The sequence below is a fragment of the Actinomadura chokoriensis genome, assembly GCF_039529475.1.
Taxonomy (GTDB): Bacteria; Actinomycetota; Actinomycetes; order Streptosporangiales; family Streptosporangiaceae; genus Spirillospora; species Spirillospora bangladeshensis.
In genome coordinates, this window is the sequence record NZ_BAAAMW010000010.1 from 224,523 (window position 1) to 239,445 (window position 14,923).

Sequence of the window (14,923 nt, forward strand, 5' to 3'; positions counted from 1 at the left end):
GGCAACAGGGCAGGTGGCAGGGCTAGGCAGGTGGCAGGGCTAGGCGGGTGGCGGGGCTAGGCGTACACGACGTCTACGGGGTTGGGCGACAGGCAGGTGGCGGGGCTAGGCGTACATGACGTCTACGGCGTGTCGGGTGAAGCCCAGGGACTCGTAGAGGCGGACGGCGGCGACGTTCGATTCGTCCACGTAGAGCATGATCTGGTCCATGCCGGTGTCGCGGAGGTGATGCAGACCCCGCAGCGTGAGGGTGCGGCCCAGGCCGAGGCCCTGCGCGTCGGGGTCGACGCCCACCACGTACACCTCGCCGATCTTGCCGGGGTGGACTTTCGTCCAGTGGAAGCCGACGAGCCGCCCGTCGCGCTCGGCGAGGAAGAAGCCGGACGGGTCGAACCAGTCCTCGGCCTCGCGCTCACGGACGTCGTCCATCGTCCATGCGCCCTGCTCGGGGTGGTCGGCGAAGGCGCGGGCGTTGACGTCCAGCCACGCCCGCTCGTCCCGGCCGGGCTCGAAGGTGCGGAGGCTCACCCCGTCCGCGACGCGCGTCTCCGGCAGCGGATCGGACGCCGGACGCCGCATCTGGAACAGCGCGCGGACCCGCGCCATCCCCTCCGAGCCGGCCAGCGCGGCGGCGGCCGGAAGATCACCATGCGCCCACACCCGCAGCGGGCCGCCCGCCTCGTCCCGCAAGGCCCGGAGCAGGGCGCGCCCGTGCCCGCGGCGCCGGTGATCCGGGTGGACGACCAGCTCCCCCGCCGCGGGTTCGTCCTCGCTCGCGGGGTCGAAGTGCGCATAGGCCACGATCGTCCCGCCGTCGGAGACCGCCAGGCCGGGGCGTCCGCCGCGCAGCGCCAGCACGGCGTGCTCGGACAGCGGCCCCACCCCGTCGGCCCGCTCGGCGGCGTCCGCCAGGGCCAGCGCCTCGGCGACCTCGTCCTTCTCCAGCGTCCCGCGCGCCCGCAGCTCACTCACGTCCGCAACCCTATGCGCGGGGCGGGCACAATGATCGTGCAGGGCTCGTCGGCGGCTCGTCCGGGCTCGCCGGCTGCTCGCCGGCGGCTCGCCGGCGGCTCGTCGGCGGCTCGTCGGCGGCTCGTCCGAGGCTCCTCCGGCGTCCTGGTTGATTCGTCACAAAAACGTCATCGTGTCGCCGGAATCCGTATGCCGGGCGAACCTACCGTCCACAGAATGACTCGACGACGCACCATCCTGGCCTGCGCCGCGGCGGGGCTGACGGTCGTGGGACTGGCCGCGCAACCCGCCGCCGCACGCCCCGCACCGACCGCGTCCGTGCGCCTGCTCGCCCTCAACGACTTCCACGGCAACCTGGAACCGCCGTCCGGAAGCTCGGGCCGGGCGATCGACGAGAACGGCGACACCGTCCTCGCCGGCGGCGCCGCCTACATCGCGGCCCACCTGAAGCAGCTGCGGAACCGCGACACCCTCACCGTCGCCCAGGGCGACCTGATCGGCGCCTCGCCGCTGATCTCCGCCGCCTACCACGACGAGCCGTCCGTCCAGTTCATGGGGGACATCGGCGTGACGGCGTCGGCGGTCGGCAACCACGAGTTCGACGAGGGCTACCAGGAGCTGCTGCGCATCCAGAACGGCGGCTGCCACCCCGTCGACGGCTGCTCCCCCGAGGGCGAGTGGCGCGGCGCGAAGTTCGACTACCTCGCCGCCAACGTGCTGAAGGAGCGCGGCCACCGGGAACGCCCGATCCTGAAGCCGTGGACGATCCGGCGCATCAACGGCGTCCGCGTCGGGTTCATCGGGGTCGTCACCAAGACCACCCCGAGCATCGTGACCGCCGAGGGCATCAAGGGCCTGAAGTTCGACGACGAGGTCGCCGCCGCGAACCGGGCCGCGCGCGAGCTGAAGCGCCAGCACGTCCGCGCGATGGTGCTGCTCGTCCACGAGGGCGATCAGGTCCAGGCCGGCACCCGTCCCGACCAGTGCGGCATCATCCCCGGCGCCGGCTCGCGCATCGCGCAGGAGGCCGACCCGGAGATCGACATGGTCCTGTCGGGGCACACGCACCAGCAGTACATCTGCTCGGTGAAGGACCCGGACGGGCAGCCGCGCCTCTTCTCCTCCGGCTCGTCCTTCGGACGCGTGATCACCCAGGTCGACCTCAAGGTGAACCGGCGGACGGGCGACATCATCCGCTCGTCCGTGAAGGCCGACAACCACGTCGTCACCCGCGACATCGCGCCCGACCCGGCGACGGAGAAGTTCGTCCAGACCTGGAAGGACCGCGTCGCGACCATCGCCGACAAGCCCATCGGCAAGGTCACCGCGGACCTGACCCGCACGCCGTCGCCCGCGGGCGAGACCGCGCTGGGCGACGTGATCGCCGACGCGCAGCTCGCCGGGACGCAGGACCTCGGCGCCCAGGTCGCGCTGATGAACCCCGGCGGCGTCCGCACCGACCTCACGTACGCGGCGAGCGGCTCGGAGGGCGACGGTGTCGTGACGTACGGCGAGGCGTTCGCCGTCCAGCCGTTCAGCAACGTGATGGGCGTGACGTCGCTGACCGGCGCACAGCTCGACGCGCTCCTGGAGCAGCAGTGGACGTCCGCGGGCGAGAAGATCCTCCAGCCGTCGGCGAACCTGCACTTCACGATCGACCGCTCGAAGCCCGTCGGGGACCGCGTCTCCGCCATCACGATCGACGGCGCGCCGGTCGACCCGGCCGCCGCCTACAAGGTCGCGGCGAACAACTTCCTGCTCGGCGGCGGTGACGGCTTCACCGTCTTCACCGAGGGCACCGGCCAGGTCCTCGGCGCCATCGACCTGGACACCTTCGTCGCCTACTTCAACGCCCAGGGCACCGTCAGCCCGCCTCCGCTGACCCGCATCTCCGGTCAGTGACCCCGGCGGCCTGATGCCCCAGTGACCTGGCGACCCGGCGACATGAACCCGGCGATCCGGTGACCCGGGTGAACGCGGAACGGCCCGCCGCCCCGAGAGGGACGGCGGGCCGTTTCGTCAGAACAAGGCGCCGTCAGAGCGGGCGCGCGTCAGATCACGCGCCGAAGAAGTGGACGACGTAGTAGACCACCGCGGCGACCGCGGCGGCGGCGGGCATGGTGAGGACCCAGGCCACCAGGATGTTGCCGGCGACGCCCCAGCGGACCGCGGACAGGCGCTTGGTCGCGCCCGAGCCCATGATCGCCGAGGTGATCGTGTGGGTGGTGGAGATTGGAGCGTGCCAGATGAACGCGGTGGTGTAGAGGACGATGGAGGCCGTCGCTTCGGCGGCGAAGCCCTTCGGCGGATCGACCTCGATGACCTTGCGGCCGAGCGTGCGCATGATGCGCCAGCCGCCCGCGTACGTCCCGGCGGACAGCGCGCCCGCACAGACGATGACCACCCACCACGGCACCGTGCTGCCGTCCGCGTGCCCGGTCGTGACGAGCGCGAGGACGATGATGCCCATCGTCTTCTGCGCGTCCTGCAGGCCGTGGCCGAGCGCGAGGGACGCGGCCGACATGGTCTGCGCGATGCGGAACCGGCGGCCGACCCGGGACGGATTGGCGCGCCGGAAGATCCACAGGATCGCGACCATCACCAGGTAGGCGAGGCAGAACCCCACGACCGGCGACGCGACCATGGGGATCGCGACCTTGTCGACGACCGTGGACCAGTTCACCGACGACAGCGACGCCAGCCCGGCGCCGACGACGCCGCCGATGAGGGCGTGCGAGGACGACGACGGCAGCCCGAAGTACCAGGTGATCAGGTTCCAGGTGATCGCGCCGAGCACGCCGGCGGCGACCACGGTGAGCCCGTGCAGGCCGTCCGGCGGGGTGATGACCTCGCTGACGGTCTTGGCGACGCCCACGCCGAGCAGGGCGCCGATCATGTTCATGGCGGCGGCCATGCCGAGTGCGACGCGCGGGGTCAGCGCGCGGGTGGAGACCGCCGTGGCGATCGCGTTGGCCGCGTCGTGGAAGCCGTTGGTGTAGTCGAAGACCAGCGCCACGACGATGACCAGGATGAGGACGGCCATCTGCGCGTCGGTCCGGAGACCGAGCGCGCCGCCCACCATGACCAGCAGGATGCCGGCCAGCAGCAGCAGCCAGGCCCGGCCGGAGACCCGGCGCGTGGCCTGCTCCCCGAGGGAGGTGGCATCGTCCTCCGGGGACGGTTCCCGGGTGACGGTCACGCCGGGATCCTTGGCTGCGCTCATGATTCCTTGACCGCGATGGTCTCGACGGTGTTGGCGACGTGCTCGAAGGCGTCCGCCGCGTCCTCCAGCCGATCGATGACCTGCTTCATCTTCAGCACCGTCAGCGTGTCGTACTCGCCGCTGAACAACTGCGCGAGCAGCTTGCGGTACACCTGGTCGCCCTGGTTCTCGAGCCGGTTGATCTCGATCCAGTACTCGTTGAGCTCTTTCATCGAGCGCAGCCTCGGCATGGCCTCGGCGGTCAGCTCGGCGGCACGCTCCAGGACCTCGACCATCGCGACGATGCCCTTGGGGAACTCCTCGATCTTGTAGAGGACGACGAGGTCGGCCGCCTCCTCCATCTCGTCCATGACGTCGTCTATGGACGACGCCAGCTGGTAGATGTCCTCACGGTCGAAGGGCGTGATGAACGTTTCGTTCAGCCGCCGCATGATCGCGTGGGTGCATTCGTCGCCCGCATGCTCGCAGGCGCGCATCTTCTCCGCGATCGCCGCCCGGTCGGCGCCGTCGCTGATGAGTTCCACGAGGAGCCTGGCGCCGGTGACCAGGTTGTTCGCCGAGTCGGTGAACATGTCGTAGAAGCTGTCCTCACGCGGCGTGAGACGCAAGCGCACGTCGTTCTCCTGATGTGCTGGAACAGTCCGCAGAGGATCGTAGGCGCTACCCGCCGTAAAAAGAACCTTTGCCCCAGCTTCGGCTGGTGTCACCCATCCTCTCACCTACAAGATTGCCCTAGATCACCAGGTACATACCCCTTGCAGGCTCCCCTATCTGGCGCAATGCCCGCCGGTTCGGCGGCCGGCGGCGTCCCATGGCGGTCACCTGCGGCGGCGCGCCCGGCGGCACGTGAGATTCGTTACACCACTCCGCGTGGCCGCCCCCTCCGGCAGGGCCGCGGCACCCTCCGACGGGTGGTACGACGAACCGGGGACGCCCCGAATCGGCGTCCCCGGAACCTGCGAGCCCCGGAACCAGTACCGGACTAGTCCTGCGGTGTCAGCTCGCGACGACCGGCAGCGTCGGACCGTACCCCGAGCACCATGTCGATTTCCGCGACGGTCAGCGGCCGCTCCGCCGCGGCCACCGCACTGAGCATCTCGGCATAGAGTTCGATCTCGTCCAGCGCGACACGGTCGTGGACGCGCAGATCGAGATACTGGCGCACCGCGTCCACCTCCGTTCTTCCCCCACACCCGAAGTCGAGGCTACGCTTCCGGCCCCGACGGGCACATGACCCAAGAGGGCCATTCGCGGACCACCTTGCCCCCTGGTCTTCCCGGGTGATGCCCATCTGATGCCACCGTCCCGGCCGGAGAGGGACGCGGCCCGGGATCAGCCGCCGGCCCGGAAGTCTCCGAGGAGCTGCTCCAGCGGCGTTTCGGGCAGGTCGCGGGCGGTGAGCCGGGCCACGGTCGCGGCGTTGACGTCGGCGCCCGCCAGCCGGGCCGCCTGCCGCGCCACCGTCTGCTCGAACAGGGCGCGGACGGTCCGGGCGTAGGCGAACCGTGGGTCCTCGCGCATCGAGGCCAGCCGGGACAGCAGCTCGACGCGCAACTCCTCGTCCAGCATGTAGAGATCGCGTTCGGCATAGCTCTGGAAGAGCCGCACCATGTCGCGGTCGCCCATCCCGGTGAACTCCAGGACCCGGCCGAACTCGGCGCGGAACGCGGGGTTGCCCGCGAGGAACCCCTCCATCTCCGCGGCGGGGCTGGAGCAGACGACGATGAACCGTCCCTCGCTCATGCGGCGCAGCAGTTCGCCGACGACGGCGGGCGTCCGGTCGAGCCGGTACGCCTCCTGGATGAGCAGCACCCCGCCGAGCGCCTGGTCGACCATGGCGGCGACCCGGTTGCGCGTGTCGACCTGGTCGCGTCCGGCCAGGTGGACGGGACGGCACGCCACCACATGCCCGGACCGCAGCAGCCCCAGCGCCGCGTAGATGCCGCCCACGAGCCCCGCCACCGTCGTCTTGCCGGTGCCGGGCGGACCGGTGAAGACCAGATGCCGGGCGTCCTCCGCCGACACCCCGTACCGCGCCCGGTCGGCGGCGAGCGCCGCCTCGTCGGCCAGCTCCCGGACCGCCGCCTTGACGTCGTCGAGCCCGGTGAGGTGGTCGAGCTGCCGCAGGTAGCCGCCGATGTCGCCGGGCGGGCGCAGCGCCGGCTCGATGCCCTCCGCGACGCCGGCGAGGTCGTCGGGGGTGAGGACGAGCCGGTCGTGGGACGCCCCGGCGCGCTCCATGTTCCGCTGCGCCGCCTGGTCCAGGTACGCCTCGACGAGCCGGGCGTTGACCAGGTCGCCGGGCCCGCGGAGCCGCTCCAGGTCGGCCCGGACGGTCTCCAGCGCGGCCGCGCCGATCGTGACGCGCCGCTCGTCGGCCAGCAGGTGCAGCAGCGTCATCCGGTTGTCGAGGTCGCTGAAGTCGGGCAGCCGGTGGACGCGGAACGCCTGCACGAGCTTCGGATGCTCCTGCAGCAGCCGCCGGTACGCGCGCGGCTCGCACGTCGCGATCACCGGCGCCGTGTTCACCGGGTCGCGGCGGGCGCGGCGCACCGCCCCGACGACGGCGCCCGGATCGGCCGCGTCGTTGATCGCGACGTCCAGCCGCTCGAAAAGGATCACCGGGCCGGGCTGGGCGAGGATCTGCCCGATCCGCTCCGGCGGCGCGTTCCGGACGTCCTCGGCGTCGTGCGCGCGGATCGACCCGTCGCCGAGGCCCGCGTTGGCCAGCGTCAGCGCGATCATCCGGGACAGCCGGCGCTGCCCCGAGTGCGGGTCGCCGACCAGCAGCACGCCCGGCAGGCCCGACTTGATCGCGCTGGGCGCGCCGTCCACCCGGGTCGCCTCGATCTGGTCGCCGCTCGGCGTGTTCCACTCCTCGGCCTGCGCGCGGACGTCGGCGAGCAGGACGGACGCGTCGTGCTCCCCGTAGAGGAACCCGAACCCGAACCGCTCCAGGACGCGGCGGGTGCTGCGGTCGCTGGGCGGCGGGATCTCGTCGACGGGACGCTCCGGGGACGGCGTGTCGTCCAGGAAGTCGAAGTCGCCGACCATCGTCTTGGACATGACCCTCGTCCCGGGCGGGTTCCCTCCCGCGCCGCCTGCGCCACCTGCGGGTACGGGGGGCGGGCCGGTGGGGTCGTCCTCCAGGTCTCCCGGGCCGAGGATGCGCGTCCCGGGTGGTTGGTTGGGCTGTGGCTGGTTGGGCTGTGGGCCCTGGCTGGACGGGCCGGGCTGCGCAGGGTGCCCGCCGCCTTCGACGCGGGTCGAGTACGCGTCGAACGCCGTCGGCAGCGGGTCGGCCGGGCTCTGCTGAGGCACCGGCTCCGCGGGCGCGGGCTGGCTCGACGCCACGGGCTGGTTCGGCGGTGGCTGGACGGGCGGCTGAGCGGGTGACGGGACGGGCGGCTGCGGCGGGGCGGCGCCGGCCGGCTGGTAGCCGAGTTGCGTGTAGGGCGGCACGAAGTCCTCGTCCGCCTCCTCCTCGGGCGGCGAGAACCCGCCGAGCTGCTGCTCCGGCTGCGGAGCCGGCGCCTGGTTCGCCTGCACGGGTTCCGGCGGAGGCGGCGCCGGACTCTGCATCGGGGCCGGGCTCTGCATGGGAGCGGGGCTCTGCATCGGGGCCGGGCTCTGCATGGGAGCGGGGCTCTGCATCGGCGCCGGGTTCTGCATGGGAGCGGGCTGCGGCGAGGCGGCGGGGCGCTGGAAACCGAGTTCGGTGTAGGGCGGCGCCGCGCTCGCTTCGTCGTCCTCGCCGGAAGAACCGCTGATGATGGGATCCGGCGGGGCGAACGCGGCCTGCTGACCGGGGCCCGGCATCTGGTGCTGCGCCGGCGCGGCCGCCGGGCCGGGCGCGTTCTCCCATCCCGGCTGCGCGGGCGGCTGCACGAACGGCCGGTCGGGCTCGGACGGCGTCCCCTGCGGCTGCGGCGGCGTCCCCGGCGCGAGGCCGGGCTGGCTCTGCATGCCGAACGGGGCGGGCTGCGCGGGCGCCGGGTTCGGCGGCGGCGTCGGCACCGGGGACGCGGCGGTGGCGCGGGCGCGGTTGCGGCCGACGATCCCGGCGATGATCGCGGTCGGGACGGGGAAGCCGCGCGGCCGCGCGGGCATCCCGCCGAGCCGGCACCAGGCCAGGTCGACCTCGTACATCGCGGCCAGCAGCGACTCGGCGCCCGCCCCGGACCCGGCCGCCGACCGCAGCGGCTCGGGAAGGCGCATGTCCTCGGGCCAGAGCCGCCGCAGCGGATGCCCCTTCTGCTCCGCCACCGCCTGCACCGTGTAGCGGATCTCCGGGTCGAGCCAGGGCACGATCGTGCCCACCATGTCCTTGCGGACGACGTTCAGGTCGGCGGCGAGCAGTGCGGCGGCCACCAGGCGGGGCTCAAGGTAGGCCGGGTCGACCGGATCCCCCGACAACTCCGCTATCAGCTCGCTGAGCGTGTAGAAGGCGTGCCTGAAGTTGTCCCCCGGCGAGCTCTCGTTCCGCAGCGAGGGAACCAGGTTCGGTGGGCACCGGGTCAGCCACTGCTGGACGATCGCCTGGTCCCCGTAGGGCAGCGCCCCGTAGTCGACGGTCGGGTTGGCGAGCGTGGTGCCGAGGATCGCGAGCAGGGCGTCCGCCCGCACCTGGAACCGGACGTCCTCGCGGAGCGCGCTGGCGACGGCCCACATCGTCCGCAGGATGACGACCGCCGCGTCCACCCGGCTGGCCCGCAGCCGCTCGGCGTAGAGCGCGACGAGCGACTCCAGCGGGGGCGGGGTGAGCCAGCGGGGGCCGTCCACGTCCGGGAGGGGCCTGGCGCGGTACGGCTTCCACAGGTCGAGCATCTGCGCGTCGAGCCGCGCGTCGAACGCGGGCGCCGCCGAGCACCACAGCATCACGCCCCACGCGGCGGCGACGGTGGACGGCGTCTCGGACGTGAAGTCGGGCCACCGGTGCGGGTAGTCGGGCGCGGGCAGCACGGCCGCGGACTCCAGCGTCGACCGGACGCGCGACGTCAGCTCCGTCGCGAACCCGTGCCCGACGAACGGCAGCCCCGATGGCGGGTCGTAGGCGAAGTCGGGCCCGGCCGGGACGACGTGCGGCGGCAGGTTCGGCACCTGCCCGGCGCCCTGCTGCGCGGGCCGCGCCGCCATCCGGACGGCGGGCGTGCGGGGCGGCGGGCACAGGTACCACTGGCCGTCGGACGGGTGCAGCCGGTACCAGCGGGCCCACGCGCCGAACAGCCACCACGTCCCGTCCGGGAGGACGAGCATGCGGCCGCCGATGGCGTGGTGCCGCTGCTGCGGGGGCGCCGTCGGCCACCACGCGGCGGCCACCATCGCCCGCGTGTCGCGCTCCGCCCCCGTGAACGGATCCCCCGCGTACGGATCCCGCCCCCGCTGCGGGCTGGGCGGCGGAGCACTGCCATAGCCCGGTCCCCACACCACGAAGGTCATCGTAGTCAGCAGAAAACGCCCGGGGCCTGCCTGACCGGCGCAGAAGCCGCATCGCCGCAGGTCAGCAGGCCCCTAAACCGGGCTTGACGCCGCGCCAGGTGCTGCTCCGGACACTACTGCCAGGTGGCGGCGCGGTGCTTGGCGGCCTTCTCCCTGTAGATCGCCGGGGTGTGCTCCAGGACGAGCCGGTCGTTGTCGTTCAACTCCCGGACGACCTTGCCCGGCGTCCCCGCGACCAGCACGCCGGACGGGATCTTCTTGCCGGGCGGCACCAGCGCGCCGGCGGCGATCAGCGTCCCCGCGCCGATCCGGGCGCCGTTCAGCACGATCGCGCCGATGCCGATGAGCGCGCCGGTCTCGACGTGGGCGCCGTGCACCATCGCCTTGTGGCCGAGGCTGACCCGGTCCTCCAGGATCGCGGGCATCCCCGGGTCGCAGTGCAGGCAGGACAGGTCCTGGATGTTGCACTCGTCGCCGACGACGATCTCCTCGTCCTCGGCGCGCAGCACCGAGCCGTACCAGACGCTGGACGCGCGGCCCAGCGTCACCCGCCCGACGACGACGGCGCCCGGCGCGACCCACGCCTCCGGGTCGATCTTCGGCCGGTCGTCACCCAACGCTCCGAGGTAGCTCATGCGGCCGATGCTAGGACGCGTCCCGGCCCGTCCGGGACGCCGGGTCCGCCCGTGGATCCGCCGCGGGCGGACCGTCCGGCGGGGCGGTTCCCGTCCGGAAGGTCCGGTTCCGGCCCGCGACACGACCCCGTCCGAGAAGCGGACTTTGCCGGGATTAGATAGCTTGTCGAGCCCATCCAGATGAAGAAACGGCAGCAAGAACCGCGATCCGGTTGCGCGAATGGGGTGAGCCGGACAAGAGTCGTCCTGACGTTTCCATGTGGGCCCGCTCAGGCGGGTGAGGCTGTTATCGCAACCGACCCTGACGGGGTGATGACCCCCGCCAACGACCCCCAAGGCACCATGAGCAACGAAGCCGAGATCCTCCCGAACCTCCTCCAAGACGAGTCCTTCGAGATCGTGATGCGCGGCTACAACCGCCGTCAGGTCGACGACTACATCGCCCGCGCGCTGCAGAAGCACCGCGAGCTGGAGGCGCGGCTCGCCCGCGCCCAGGACGACGGCGAGCGCCTCCGCCGCGAGATGGCCGAGCTCCGGGAGGCGCGCAAGCCCACCGGCGACGACCTGAGCGACCGGCTCCGCCAGATCATCAACCTCGCCGAGGACGAGGCCCAGGACAAGATCGCCCAGGCCGAGGCCAAGGGCTCGGAGATCCGCGAGGACGCCGAGCACGAGTCCAAGCGCATCATCGACGAGGCCCGCGCGCACGCCGACAAGAACCTCGCCCAGGCGCAGGACAAGGCCGACCACATGCTCGCGTCCGCCAAGAAGGAGTCGGAGAGCGTCCTGTCGTCGGCCAAGCAGGAGGCCGAGCAGACGGTGACGAGCGCGCGGCTGGAGGCCGAGCGCACCCTCACCGCGTCCGAGCGGCGCGCCGGCGTCATCAACGAGGGCGCCACGCAGCGGCTCACCGCGCTCACCAAGAACCACACCCAGGCCCTGCAGCGGCTCACCGAGATCAGCGACACGCTGCACCGGCTGCTCACCGCCGAGAACGAGGCCGGGCCGCTGGAGAAGATGGTCGAGGACGCCGTCCGGCAGAGCGCCCCGCGCAAGCAGGCCCCGCCCGCCGCGCCCGCGCCCGCCGCCGCCAAGCAGGTGCCGCCCGCGGCCGCCAAGCCCGCGCAGGCACCGGCCCCGGCCGCCCCGAAGCCCGCCCAGGCCCCGGCGCCCAAGCCGGCCTCGGCCGCCCCGCCGGCGGCCCCGGTGATGAAGAAGCCCGAGGCCCCGGCCGCCGACGCCCCGGCCGCGCCGCCGCAGCCGAAGCCCGTCCGGCCGGTCGAGGACACCGCTCCGCCGCAGCCCCCCGTCCCGCCGCAGCAGCCCCGCGGCCCCATCGAGCTGTAGCTGTATCCGTCCAGGGGGGCGACCCCCTGGAACCCCCGTTGCGAGCCGGTCGATCCTCACGCCACCGTCGCGGTGTGGTGTGACCGTGCGGGTCTGCCGGTGTCGCTGCGGTCGCCCGGCTCGGCGGGCCGGGCGGCCTGCGGGCGCTAGAGCGCCCTCCGGCCGCCCGACCCGTGATCGGCGGCTGGGGTCCCCGCTCAAGTGGGTCGCTTAGGATCTTTCGGATGAGAAAGCGGAAACACGCGCGGGGTGGGACGGTCCGGCCGGTCAGGTTCCTCGGCGATCCGGTACTGCGCACCGAGTGCGACCCGGTCAGGACGTTCGACGCCTCCCTGGAACGCCTCATCGACGACATGTTCGTCACCATGTACGAGGAGGACGGCGCAGGGCTGGCCGCGAACCAGATCGGCGTCGGCCTGCGGCTGTTCGTGTACGACTGCGAGGACGACAAGGGGCGCCGCCACATCGGCCACGTCGCCAACCCGAGGCTCGTGGCCGCCGACGGCGAGCAGCTGATCGAGTCGGAGGGCTGCCTGTCCCTGCCCGGCCTGCGGTTCGAGACGCCGCGCCACGCGCACGCCGTCGTCGAGGGCGTCGACATGAAGGGCAAGCCCGTCCGCATCGAGGGCACCGGCTACTTCGCGCGCTGCCTCCAGCACGAGTGCGGCCACCTGGAGGGCGGCGTGTACATCGACGTCCTGTCCGGGGACGCGCGCCGCGAGGCGATGCGGGCCATCCGCGCACTCCAGCGGTGACCTGTAGCACTCCCCCGATGTAGCAGTCCACCGATGTAGCACTCAACCGATCCTCTGCGGGCATTCAGGGGACGTTCAGGTTCGGCTGGAATCCTCTGCGATGATGTGGAGGGGGACTGGGCACGTGACTGAGCGGCAGGCGAACGGCAGCGGCAAGGCGGCGACGGCGGAGGCGACCCTGCTCGTCGTCGAGGACGAGCCCAACATCCTGGAGCTCCTCGCCGGCAGCCTGCGTTTCACCGGGTTCGACGTGGTCACGGCGACCAACGGGGCGGACGCGGTGCAGTCGGCGCGGCGGCACCGCCCCGACCTGATCGTCCTGGACGTGATGCTGCCCGACATCGACGGCTTCGACGTCGCGCGGCGGCTGCGCTCCGGCGGCGACCACACCCCGGTGCTGTTCCTCACCGCGCGGGACGCCGTCCAGGACCGCATCAAGGGCCTGACGATCGGCGGCGACGACTACGTCACCAAGCCGTTCAGCCTGGAGGAGGTCATCGCCCGCATCCGGGCGGTGCTGCGCCGGTTCCGCGGCGGCGCGGCCGAGCCCCCGCCCCGGCTGGTGTTCGCGGACGTGGAGCTCGACGAGGACAGCCACGAGGTGTGGCGCGGCGGGCGCGCGATCCAGCTGTCGCCGACCGAGTTCAAGCTGCTGCGCTACTTCATGGCCAACGCGGGACGCGTCGTGTCCAAGGCGCAGATCCTCGACCACGTGTGGAACTACGACTTCCGCGGCGACGCGGGCATCGTCGAGTCGTACGTGTCGGCCCTGCGCCGCAAGGTGGACAACACCGAGCCGCGCCTCATCCACACCCTGCGCGGTGTGGGGTACGTCCTGCGCGAGCCGTCGAGATCGGGCTGATGGCCACCCGCGTCCCGGCGTCCGCCCCGGCCGTCCCCGGGGCGCCGGAGTGGGGCGGCGGCCCCGCCGGTCCGCGGTCCCGGTCGCCGCGCCGCACGCTCGCCCGGCTGTGGGGGCGGACGTCGCTGCGCGTCAAGCTGATCGCCGGGATGCTCGTGCTGGTCACGCTCGGGATGACGGTGATGAGCGCGGCGGGCGCGTCGGTGCTGCGGCAGTACCTGGTCGGGCGGGCCGACGACCAGCTGCGCAGCTCGGTGGGGCGGGCGGTCGAGCAGGCCGTCCCGCAGCTGCGGCGCGGCGAGACGAACATCGACGTCCGGATCCCGAGCGAGATGTACGGGCAGGTCCGCACCGACAACGGCCATGTGCTGGGGCAGAACCCGGCGTGGAGCGAGACGGGCCACCCGCGGCTCCCCGCCGATCTCGGCCCGCACATCGACCGCCCGTTCACCGTGCGCGGGACGGGCGGTTCGCAGTGGCGGATCCTGGCCGAGCCGCTCCCCGGCGGGGTGATCGTCCTCGCGTTCAGCCTGGACGAGGTGGACCGCACCGTCCAGCGGCTCGTGGTGATCGACGCGATCGTGGGCCTGCTGGTGCTCGCCGTGCTGGTCGTGCTCGGGGTGTGGGTGGTGCGGGCGAGCCTGCGCCCGCTCGCCGCCGTGGAGGAGACCGCGGGCGCGATCGCGGCCGGCGACCTGTCCCGGCGCGTCCCGCAGGCCGACCCGCGCACCGAGATGGGACGGCTCGGCGGGTCGCTGAACACGATGCTGGGGCAGATCGAGGCGGCGTTCGGGGCGCGCGCGCAGTCGGAGGCGGCGGCGCGGCGCTCGGAGGAGACGGCGCTGCGGTCGGAGGAGCGGATGCGGCGGTTCATCGCCGACGCCAGCCACGAGCTGCGCACCCCGCTGACCGCGATCCGCGGGTTCGCCGAGTTCTACCGGCAGGGCGCCGCCCGCAGCCCCGCGGAGCTGGACCGGCTGATCAGCCGGATCGAGGAGACCGCGTCCCGGATGGGGCTGCTCGTCGAGGACCTGCTGCTGCTCGCCCGGCTCGACCGGCAGCGCCCGATCGAGCGGCGCCCGGTGGACCTGCTCGCGGTCGCCGCCGACTCCGTCCAGGAGGCGCGAGTCCTCGCACCCGAGCGCCGGATAGATCTGTCGGTCGAGGGCGGCCTGGCGTACCAGGCGCACGGGGACGAGCCGCGGCTGCGGCAGGTGATAGGGAACCTGCTGACCAACGCGATCGCGCACACCCCCGAGGGCACACCGGTCGAGGTGCGGCTGACGTCCGGCACGCTGCGCGGCGCCCCCGCGGCCGTCATCGCGGTCGTCGACCAGGGCCCCGGCCTCTCCCCCGAGCAGGCCGAACGCGTCTTCGAACGGTTCTACCGCGCGGACGAGGCCCGCTCCCGCGACTACGGCGGCGCCGGCCTCGGCCTCGCCATCGTCGCCGCCCTCGTCGCGGCCCACGAAGGCACCGTGGAAGCCGACTCCGCACCGGGCGAAGGCGCCACATTCCGCGTCGTCCTCCCCCTGAACGACGACTAGTCCGCTTGGCGCAGGCTCAGCGCGGTCGCGTCGCTTCAAGCCGGCTCCGGGTGCTTAGGGGAGACGTGGGTCACGTTCAGGGAATGTTCAGGTCTGTGCGCTTAAGTGGTGTTACAGGGCGCGCCCCGGTCTCGACGGGGAAC

General features: G+C 72.8%; 11 protein-coding genes. 5 read left to right on the forward strand and 6 right to left on the reverse strand.

The window, feature by feature from the left end; genetic code table 11:
• Positions 1-105: 105 nt before the first annotated feature.
• Positions 106-963: a mycothiol synthase gene (mshD, locus tag ABFX46_RS22835; protein WP_428831296.1), complete on the reverse strand. Its 858-nt coding sequence runs from the start codon at positions 961-963 to the stop codon at positions 106-108.
• A 225-nt stretch (positions 964-1,188) separates the two neighbouring features.
• Here mshD and ABFX46_RS22840 point away from each other — a divergent pair, with 225 nt between their 5' ends.
• On the forward strand, positions 1,189-2,874 hold the full coding sequence (locus tag ABFX46_RS22840; protein ID WP_346044979.1) for a bifunctional metallophosphatase/5'-nucleotidase: 1,686 nt from the start codon (positions 1,189-1,191) through the stop codon (positions 2,872-2,874).
• Positions 2,875-3,028: 154 nt separating this feature from the next.
• On the opposite strand, the gene ABFX46_RS22845 is transcribed toward ABFX46_RS22840, so the two are convergent.
• The 5 genes from ABFX46_RS22845 to ABFX46_RS22865 form a co-directional block, all read right to left on the reverse strand.
• A complete protein-coding gene (locus ABFX46_RS22845) occupies positions 3,029-4,195 on the reverse strand; it encodes an inorganic phosphate transporter (protein WP_428831292.1) in 1,167 nt (388 codons plus the stop codon).
• On the reverse strand, positions 4,192-4,809 hold the full coding sequence (locus ABFX46_RS22850) for a DUF47 domain-containing protein (RefSeq protein WP_163052577.1): 618 nt from the start codon (positions 4,807-4,809) through the stop codon (positions 4,192-4,194). Before ABFX46_RS22850 ends, ABFX46_RS22845 begins: the two co-directional genes overlap by 4 nt.
• Positions 4,810-5,177: 368 nt before the next feature.
• Positions 5,178-5,369 (reverse strand): hypothetical protein, encoded by a 192-nt coding sequence (locus ABFX46_RS22855; protein WP_163052579.1) that lies wholly within the window; start codon positions 5,367-5,369, stop codon positions 5,178-5,180.
• A 158-nt stretch (positions 5,370-5,527) separates the two neighbouring features.
• Positions 5,528-9,634, reverse strand: coding sequence for an EccA family type VII secretion system protein (locus tag ABFX46_RS22860; RefSeq protein WP_346044981.1), 4,107 nt, complete (start codon positions 9,632-9,634; stop codon positions 5,528-5,530).
• A gap of 113 nt (positions 9,635-9,747) precedes the next feature.
• On the reverse strand, positions 9,748-10,269 hold the full coding sequence (locus ABFX46_RS22865) for a gamma carbonic anhydrase family protein (protein ID WP_346044983.1): 522 nt from the start codon (positions 10,267-10,269) through the stop codon (positions 9,748-9,750).
• 342 nt (positions 10,270-10,611) lie between these two features.
• On the opposite strand from ABFX46_RS22865, the gene ABFX46_RS22870 reads away from it, so the two are divergent.
• The 4 genes from ABFX46_RS22870 to ABFX46_RS22885 all read left to right on the forward strand — a co-directional run bounded on the left by ABFX46_RS22870 (position 10,612) and on the right by ABFX46_RS22885 (position 14,780).
• Positions 10,612-11,616: a DivIVA domain-containing protein gene (locus ABFX46_RS22870; RefSeq protein WP_346044985.1), complete on the forward strand. Its 1,005-nt coding sequence runs from the start codon at positions 10,612-10,614 to the stop codon at positions 11,614-11,616.
• 224 nt (positions 11,617-11,840) lie between these two features.
• Positions 11,841-12,371: a peptide deformylase gene (def, locus tag ABFX46_RS22875; protein ID WP_346044987.1), complete on the forward strand. Its 531-nt coding sequence runs from the start codon at positions 11,841-11,843 to the stop codon at positions 12,369-12,371.
• Between the two features lie 124 nt (positions 12,372-12,495).
• Complete coding sequence (locus ABFX46_RS22880) at positions 12,496-13,233, forward strand: response regulator transcription factor (RefSeq protein WP_346044989.1); 738 nt, start codon at positions 12,496-12,498, stop codon at positions 13,231-13,233.
• Positions 13,233-14,780 (forward strand): sensor histidine kinase, encoded by a 1,548-nt coding sequence (locus ABFX46_RS22885; protein ID WP_346044990.1) that lies wholly within the window; start codon positions 13,233-13,235, stop codon positions 14,778-14,780. Before ABFX46_RS22880 ends, ABFX46_RS22885 begins: the two co-directional genes overlap by 1 nt.
• Positions 14,781-14,923: the final 143 nt, after the last annotated feature.

Bases quoted from the DNA above. Each gene is read 5' to 3' on its own strand.
- ABFX46_RS22840 (WP_346044979.1), top strand. From the start codon at position 1,189: ATGACTCGACGACGCACCATCCTGGCCTGCGCCGCGGCGGGGCTGACG.
- ABFX46_RS22845 (WP_428831292.1), bottom strand. From the start codon at position 4,195: ATGAGCGCAGCCAAGGATCCCGGCGTGACCGTCACCCGGGAACCGTCC.
- ABFX46_RS22860 (WP_346044981.1), bottom strand. From the start codon at position 9,634: ATGACCTTCGTGGTGTGGGGACCGGGCTATGGCAGTGCTCCGCCGCCC.
- ABFX46_RS22865 (WP_346044983.1), bottom strand. From the start codon at position 10,269: ATGAGCTACCTCGGAGCGTTGGGTGACGACCGGCCGAAGATCGACCCG.
- ABFX46_RS22870 (WP_346044985.1), top strand. From the start codon at position 10,612: ATGAGCAACGAAGCCGAGATCCTCCCGAACCTCCTCCAAGACGAGTCC.
- def (WP_346044987.1), top strand. From the start codon at position 11,841: ATGAGAAAGCGGAAACACGCGCGGGGTGGGACGGTCCGGCCGGTCAGG.
- ABFX46_RS22885 (WP_346044990.1), top strand. From the start codon at position 13,233: ATGGCCACCCGCGTCCCGGCGTCCGCCCCGGCCGTCCCCGGGGCGCCG.